The organism is uncultured Lutibacter sp., assembly GCF_937891065.1.
In the GTDB taxonomy this organism is placed as follows: domain Bacteria; phylum Bacteroidota; class Bacteroidia; order Flavobacteriales; family Flavobacteriaceae; genus Lutibacter.
Genome location: NZ_CALAEQ010000188.1, coordinates 1 through 7,716, shown reverse-complemented (window position 1 = coordinate 7,716; position 7,716 = coordinate 1). Strand labels below are relative to the sequence as shown.

General features: G+C 29.7%; 6 protein-coding genes and 1 tRNA gene. 6 read left to right on the top strand and 1 reads right to left on the bottom strand.

Annotation, left to right across the window (positions count from 1 at the left end; all coding sequences use genetic code 11):
* Window positions 1–22: 22 nt before the first annotated feature.
* From Q0352_RS10275 to Q0352_RS10250, 6 genes are all read left to right on the top strand, one after another.
* Window positions 23–1,030: a PAS domain S-box protein gene (locus tag Q0352_RS10275; RefSeq protein ID WP_299527210.1), complete on the top strand. Its 1,008-nt coding sequence runs from the start codon at window positions 23–25 to the stop codon at window positions 1,028–1,030.
* A 74-nt stretch (window positions 1,031–1,104) separates the two neighbouring features.
* Window positions 1,105–1,812 carry a PocR ligand-binding domain-containing protein gene (locus tag Q0352_RS10270; RefSeq protein ID WP_299527209.1) on the top strand — a complete coding sequence of 236 codons (708 nt, stop codon included), beginning with the start codon at window positions 1,105–1,107 and terminating at the stop codon, window positions 1,810–1,812.
* A gap of 30 nt (window positions 1,813–1,842) precedes the next feature.
* Window positions 1,843–4,308, top strand: coding sequence for a PAS domain S-box protein (locus tag Q0352_RS10265; protein WP_299527208.1), 2,466 nt, complete (start codon window positions 1,843–1,845; stop codon window positions 4,306–4,308).
* A 10-nt stretch (window positions 4,309–4,318) separates the two neighbouring features.
* A complete protein-coding gene (locus Q0352_RS10260; RefSeq protein ID WP_299527207.1) occupies window positions 4,319–4,747 on the top strand; it encodes a response regulator in 429 nt (142 codons plus the stop codon).
* 13 nt (window positions 4,748–4,760) lie between these two features.
* Window positions 4,761–7,145, top strand: a complete 2,385-nt coding sequence (locus tag Q0352_RS10255; protein ID WP_299527206.1) for a response regulator — start codon at window positions 4,761–4,763, stop codon at window positions 7,143–7,145.
* A 47-nt stretch (window positions 7,146–7,192) separates the two neighbouring features.
* Complete coding sequence (locus tag Q0352_RS10250; RefSeq protein WP_299527205.1) at window positions 7,193–7,561, top strand: response regulator; 369 nt, start codon at window positions 7,193–7,195, stop codon at window positions 7,559–7,561.
* A gap of 43 nt (window positions 7,562–7,604) precedes the next feature.
* On the opposite strand, the gene Q0352_RS10245 is transcribed toward Q0352_RS10250, so the two are convergent.
* A tRNA-His gene (locus tag Q0352_RS10245) sits at window positions 7,605–7,680 on the bottom strand.
* Window positions 7,681–7,716: the final 36 nt, after the last annotated feature.

The following is a 7,716-nucleotide window of genomic DNA, read 5'->3' as shown; positions in this document are numbered from 1 at the left end:
TATACTTTAAAATATAATATTTATGGAGAGATTTTTTAACTTATTAACACTAATCATTTATTGGTGTATTGCTATTATTTGGGGAGTTATATTTGTCTTTTACATTAATAAAATTAATAATTTAAGATCATTTAAATTGTTAAAATTACTGTTAGTAATTTTGGCATTAGACGCCTTTCGATCTTTCTTTGAAAGTGTTTATTTTGGTTCTTGGTTTACATCGCTCTCTGGTTACTTACCTATAGCTGTCTACAACTATTTGTCACAACCCCAAATGGTCATATTTCCAAAGTTTTTAAATTTAATAACAGCGGTTATCGTTTTAATATTACTAATTAAAAAGTGGTTGCCCTTAGAAATAGACGAAAATAATAAAATAGCCCAAATTGTTAAAAAACAAACTTCCGAAATTAAAGAAGCTTATAATGAACTTAAAAAAACAGAAATAGTTCTAAAAGAAAAATCAAAAACTTTAGCTAATACACTTAATTTAAATGCTTCTTTACTTGAAAATGCTGGCAAAGGTATTTACGGTTTAGATTTAAAAGGAAATGCTACTTTCATAAATCAAAAAGGAGCAGATTTACTCGGATATACAAAAGGTGAATTAATTGGAAAAGAAATGCACAGCAATCACCATCATCACAAAGTAGATGGAACAGTGTATTATCAATCAGAATGTTTTATCCAATCTTCCATTAAAGATTGCGTAAGTCACAATATAACAAATGAAGTATTTTGGAAAAAAGATGGGTCTCCATTCCAGGTAGAATATACTTCAACTCCAATTTTACAGGAAGGAAAACCTATTGGAGCAGTGGTTGTTTTTGACGACATTACCGAACGAAAAAAAATCATGAGAGAATTAGAATCTTTAAATATAAACTTAGAAGCACTTGTGAATGAACGAACTAAAACATTAAAAGAAAAAAATAAAAAATTAGATAAATTGAATAAAGTTTTTGTGGGTCGCGAAATAAGAATGGCAGCATTGAAAGAAGAAATAAAGAAATTAAAAGAAAATACTTAAACAGCAAGAAAATAATTAATTTAATGGGGTGCGTTTTTTATTAAATGAATTTATTTTTACTTAAATAAGTTAATATGAACTATAAACTACAAGATTTTATTGATTCGGATCGAATTAATATACTATTAGATTTATTCCATAAAACTACCGGCTTTCTTACAGCAATACTTGATCTTGAAGGGAATGTTCTTTCAAAATCTGGTTGGCGAGAAATCTGTACCGATTTTCACCGCGTGAATCCGAAAACCTGTAAAAAATGTATTATCAGTGATACCATACTTTCCGGCCAAATGGCCAAAGGTGAAAAATATCACTCCTATGAATGTTTGAACGGCCTGGTAGATGTGGCAGTTCCCATCATAATTGACGGAGAACATTTAGGCAATCTTTTTACCGGACAATTCCTTTATAAGGAACCCGATTTAGATTTTTTTCGTAATCAGGCTATGGAGAGTGGATTCAATGAAGAAGCTTACATGAATGCGCTCCAAAAGGTGCCAATTGTATCGGAAGAAGATGCAAAAAACGCTATGGACTTTATGTTAAATATGACGTTGCAATTTTGCGATATCACAAAGCAAAAAATGGAACGTAAAAAAACAGAAGAAGAACTTTCAAATTACCGAGAAAACTTAGAAGAAATGATAAAAGATAGAACCATAGAGCTAGAAGAAAAAAACAAAAAATTAGATAAAATGAATAAAATTTTTGTGGGTCGCGAATTAAGAATGGCAGAACTTAAAAAAGAAATTGAAAAGCTGAAAGATAAAATTAAATCTTAAATATATTTATACTTAACTACGTATCTACAAATGAAAAAAGCAAAGACATCTACAAATAATTTATTGTCTTATTTCTTAAAGCTATTTAAAATAAAGGATTTAAGTGTTTATCAGTTTTCGCTTATTTTAATAGTTTCATCCTCACTTTTAGCGATCCTTATAACCACTACAGTACAGGTCAAATTAGAAATTAATAGTGTTCAAAAGGAAATTAATTTACTAAAAGAAAAAGCTTTAGAATATCAAAAGGGGGAACTAAAAGAAGTGGTTTCACATCTTATAACCTATTTAAAATTTACGCAACAAGACACTATTGAAAATTCTCAAGAACAGTTAAAAGACAAAGCATTGCGGTACTTTGAAAGTATCCGTTTTGGGAATGATGGCTACGTTTTTGTGAATACATATAATGGCAATGCATTACTTTTTAACGGTAAAAAATTAGAAGAACCCAAAAGAATGTCTGATATAAATCTACCAAGCGGTATTAATTTATATGAAACCGAAATGAATTTGGCTAAACTCCCTGGTGGGGGCTCTTTTCAATATAAATTTATGAAGATAGATGATACTAAACCATATCCAAAGATGTCATATATTATGGGATTTGACCAATGGGGATGGATTTTAGGCGCAGGTGATTATTTAGATAATCTTGATAATGATATTGTTATAATGGAAAACGAGCTGAAAAATAATTTATCCAAAAGTCTCTTAATAGGTATTGGAATTTTTATCCCAATAGTTATGTTATTTTTATTTTTATCAAATTATGCAGCCAAATTGATCCAAATTCAATTCGATAAATTTGTGAACATTATTAAAAACCCTCCATTTAAAAATAACAAACAACAACCTTTTGATCAAATCTACATTCGCGAATTAAAGTCAATTGGCATGGATATTATGCAAGCTGAAGAACTTGTACAGCAATTTGGAAATATTATTGATCAATCTACCAATGAGATTTATATTTTCTTAAAAAACAATTTACAATTTGTACATGCCAATACAGGAGCAATGCAAAATTGTGGCTATTCAATTAGCGAGTTACAAAACAAAACTTTTTTAGATATACTGCCCAATTTAAACGATGAACAATTTTTGACTTTAGCAGCACCATTAATAGATGAACAAACTAAAAAAATTCAATTTGAGTCCATTTACCATCGAAAAAACAATACTACTTATCCTGTAGATATACAACTTACACTTTCTAATTTTAATGAAAATGAAGTTTATGTGGCCTTTATTTACGATATCACAGCTCGTAAAAAAATTGAAGAATCCCTCGTAAATAATAAAAATTATGTTCAAACTATATTCGATTCCTCTACAGATGGTATTTTTATTCATGATACTGAAACAGGTAAAATTTTAGATGTTAATGAACAAATGTGCACTATGTTTGGATATGAAAAAAGTGAAGTTATAGGAAAAACTACACAACATTTTAGCGCAAATACAGCACCTTATACTGAAAAAGAAGCAATTCAATATCTTTTAAAATCTAAAACTGAAGGTAAACAAACCTTTGAGTGGCACTGTAAACATAAAGATGGACATTTGTTTTGGGGCGAAGTAAGTATTGCATATATTAAGATTGATGATGAATACCGTTTCCTAGCAACAACTAGAGATATTGACGACCGAAAAAAAGCAGATCTTGAACTTAAAAATTATCGCTTCCATTTGGAATTTCTTGTAAAAGAGCGCACCAAAGCATTAGAAGATGGTGAAGGTGCTTTGTTAAATTTGGTTGATGATTTAAATATGCAAACCACTGCATTAGATAACGCTAATAAAAAATTAGCTAGTATAAATGCTGAAATGGAAACTTTTACTTACTCAGTATCACACGATTTAAAGGCACCATTAAGAGGAATTGATGGATACAGTAAACTCTTATTAGATCTCTATAAAAACGAGTTGAATGAAGAAGCACAAGAGTTTTTAAAAAATATTAGAACAGGAACTTTACAAATGAATCATTTAATTGAAGATTTACTTGCATACTCCCGCTTGGAACGACAAGAATTTGAAATTAGAAATATAGCACTTCAACCATTAATAAATGACCTCTTGGTGCTTTTATCAGGTGAAATTAAAGAATTTAATATTCAAATTAAAACATCTTTTTCAGAAGATTTTATGCTTTTGGCTGATAATAACGGATTAAAATTAGTACTTCGTAACTTATTAGATAATGCTATAAAATTTTCAAGTAAAGGTGAAAATCCACAAATTGAGATTGGAAGTAGCGAAAATTCAACACATTGGCTTATATTTGTGAAAGACAACGGAGTTGGTTTTGACATGAAATACCACGATAGGATCTTTAAAATATTTCAACGTTTACATTTACCGGAAGAATATGAAGGAACTGGAATTGGTTTAGCTATGGTTGAAAAAGCAATGCATAGAATGAATGGAAGAATTTGGGCAGAAAGTGAATTGAATAAAGGAACCTGCTTTTATATAGAATTTAAAAAATAAAATTTTTCTTATGAAAAATAAATTAGAGAACAATCCGATTTTATTGGTAGAAGATAATCCCGTTGATGTTGATTTAACAATACGTGCATTTAAAAACAGCAACTTAGTAAATCCTATTGAAGTTGCTCGTGATGGAGAAGAAGCACTAAATTATATAAAAAAGTGGGACGATGGTGCAACTATTCCAGTAGTTATTTTGCTAGATTTAAAATTGCCTAAAATTGACGGTTTAGATGTTTTAAAAACTATGAAAAAACATCCAATTTATAAAACAATTCCTATTGTTGTGCTCACCTCATCAGCAGAAAATTCTGACATTAAAGCAGCCTACAAATTAGGAGTAAATTCTTATATTGTAAAACCTGTAAATTTTGATAGTTTTTTAAAAGTGGCAAGTCAAATAGAATTGTACTGGAACGTTTTAAATAAATTGCCTTAAATAATTTAAAAAAATGAAAAAAATATTGTTGTTAGAGGATAATTATTTCGATGCTGATTTAGTGAGCAGAGAACTCAAAAAACAATGGCCAGATGTTGAATTAAAAGTAGCAAATACGATAGCAGAAGCCAGAGCGTTGATTAAAGATGATTCCGTTTTTGATATCGCTATTTTTGACTTAAAATTACCTGATGGCAATGGAATGGAATTGTTAACTGAATTGCGTAACAAAGATATTCAAACTCCTATAATTATTTACACCAATAACGGATCGGAGGAAGTAGTTGCAACTGCTTTAAAATTAGGGGCTAATGATTATATTTCAAAAAAAATAGGTTATGAAAAACTGCTTCCTGAGCAAATAGAATTTACACTAAACCAATCACTTAAATACAAGAAAATACTTAATGTTTTATATATAGAACATCACAAGGCTGATGTAGAATTAACCAATCATTATTTTAAAAAACATGCCCCGCATATTTACATTACCAATGTTTCAGATGGAGACATTGCTTTGGGTATTTTACCAAAAAACAGAAGTTTACCATGTGAATATGATTTGATTCTACTTGATTACAAATTACCAGGCTTAAATGCCTTAGAAATAATCAAAATAATTCGTCAAGAACGAAAATTATTTATACCCATTGTAATTGTAACGGGTCAAGGAGATGAAACTATAGCCGCTAAAGCCCTTAAAATTGGTGCAGATGATTATGTAGTTAAAAAAGAACACTATTTATTGCATTTGCCTTCTGTTATAATGAGTTCATATCAACATAGAGAATTAGAACGTCAACAACATGCGTTAAAACAAAGTGAACTAAAATTCCGTTTGTTAGCCAATTATTCATCTGAATGGGAATATTGGGTAGACCAAAACAGGGAATATATTTATAATTCTCCAATTTGTGAACAAACAACAGGTTATAAACATCAAGATTTTGTTAATAATAAAGATTTATTAAGAAATATTGTACTTCCAGAGCATCATACATTGGTTGATAAACACTTTTGTAAAAACAGCATAGATTTACAAGAACCTATCGAGTTTAAAATAAAAGCATTAGATGGATCTATTAAGTGGATTAGTCATTTTTGCAGACCTGTATATGATGATGATAAAAATTATTTAGGACAACGCGGTGTTAACAGAGATATAACAGCTAAAAAAAGGGCAGAACAAGTTCAAAACATCATTCTGAATATTTCAAATGCTTCCCAAACAGAGATGGATTTAGGGGAACTTATGGTAGTAATCCAAAATGAATTGGGCCGTATTGTCGATACTAAAAACTTTTTTGTAGCTTTCTATAATGAAGTAAATGATAGCTTGCATATACCCTATTATAAAGATATAGGTGGCGATGATGTGGTGGATTTTCCTGCAAGTGAATCAATTTCCGGAATTGTTATTAGAAAAGGAGTATCACTATTATTAGATGAGTCGGAAATGATTAAATTGGAGTTTGAAAAGACTGGAATGATTGGGCCAAATTCGAAATCGTGGCTCGGTGTACCTCTTAAAACTCTAGGAAAAATAACAGGAGTTTTTGTTGTGCAAAGTTATGAAGAAGAAAATGCTTATTCGGAAAAGGATAAAGAAGTTTTAGAAATTATATCGAACCAAATTAGCATTTCTATTGAACGTAAAAGGTATGAGGATGAGTTAATAAGAGCGCTAGAAAAAGCCAAAGAATCAGACCGGTTAAAAACGGCATTTTTAGCAAATATGAGTCACGAAATACGAACACCTATGAGTGGAATTTTAGGTTTTTCAGAATTGCTAAAAACTCCAGAACTGAGTAATGATAAACAACAAAAATATATTGATATTATTGAAAAAAGTGGTAAAAGAATGCTGACTACTATTAATGATATTATGGATGTTTCAAAAATTGAAGCTGGACTAATGGATATTCAATTATCCGAATTTAATATCAATGAAAGATCTAATGAGATTTTTGATTTTTTTAAAGCCGAAGCAGAAAAAAAAGGGATAGAACTATCATTTAGTTATAAGCTAAACTCAGTTGATGCTAATATAAAAACAGATCGCACAAAAATTTACTCTATTTTAACAAATCTAATTAAAAACGCCATTAAATTCACCAATAATGGAAGTGTTGAGTTTGGGTTTCAACTAAAAGAAAATCTAATTGAATTTTTTGTAAAAGATACTGGAATAGGAATACCAAAAGATAGACAAAATTTTGTTTTTGATCGCTTTATACAAGCAGATATTGAAGATAAATTAGCACATGAAGGCTCTGGTTTAGGGCTTGCCATTTCAAAATCGTATGTAGAAATGTTGGGAGGTACTATTTGGTTAATTTCAGAAGAAGAAATAGGAAGTGAATTTTATTTTACAATTCCTTACCAAAGAAGTATCTAAAACCTATTAACAACCGTTTAAATAAATTCATTTTAATTTTAAATGCAATGAAACTAAAAATATTAATTATAGAAGATCATGATATCTCAGCTTTGTTTCTTGCAGAAATTCTCGAAAATTTATCTAGAGAAATTTTATATGCAACTAACGGTTTAAAAGGAATTGAACATTTTAAAAATCATTCTGATATTGACCTTATTTTAATGGATATAAAATTACCTGATATTAATGGATATGAAGTTACCCGCCAAATAAGGCTTTATAATAAAGATATCATTATTATTGCTCAAACGGCTTTTGCTCAAAATGGTGAAGAAGAAAAAGCGTTAAGTGCTGGGTGCAATTACTACATATCCAAACCAATAAATAAAACTGATTTATTAAATTTAATTAAATCAATATTTAAAATTGATTAGTTTATACCACAAAAAAAGGTCTGAAAAACAGACCTTAAATTTTGGGTGGAAGACCGGATTCGAACCGGCGACCCTCGGTACCACAAACCGATGCTCTAACCAACTGAGCTACAACCACCATATTGCGGATGCAAATGTAAAACATTTCTGTTTTA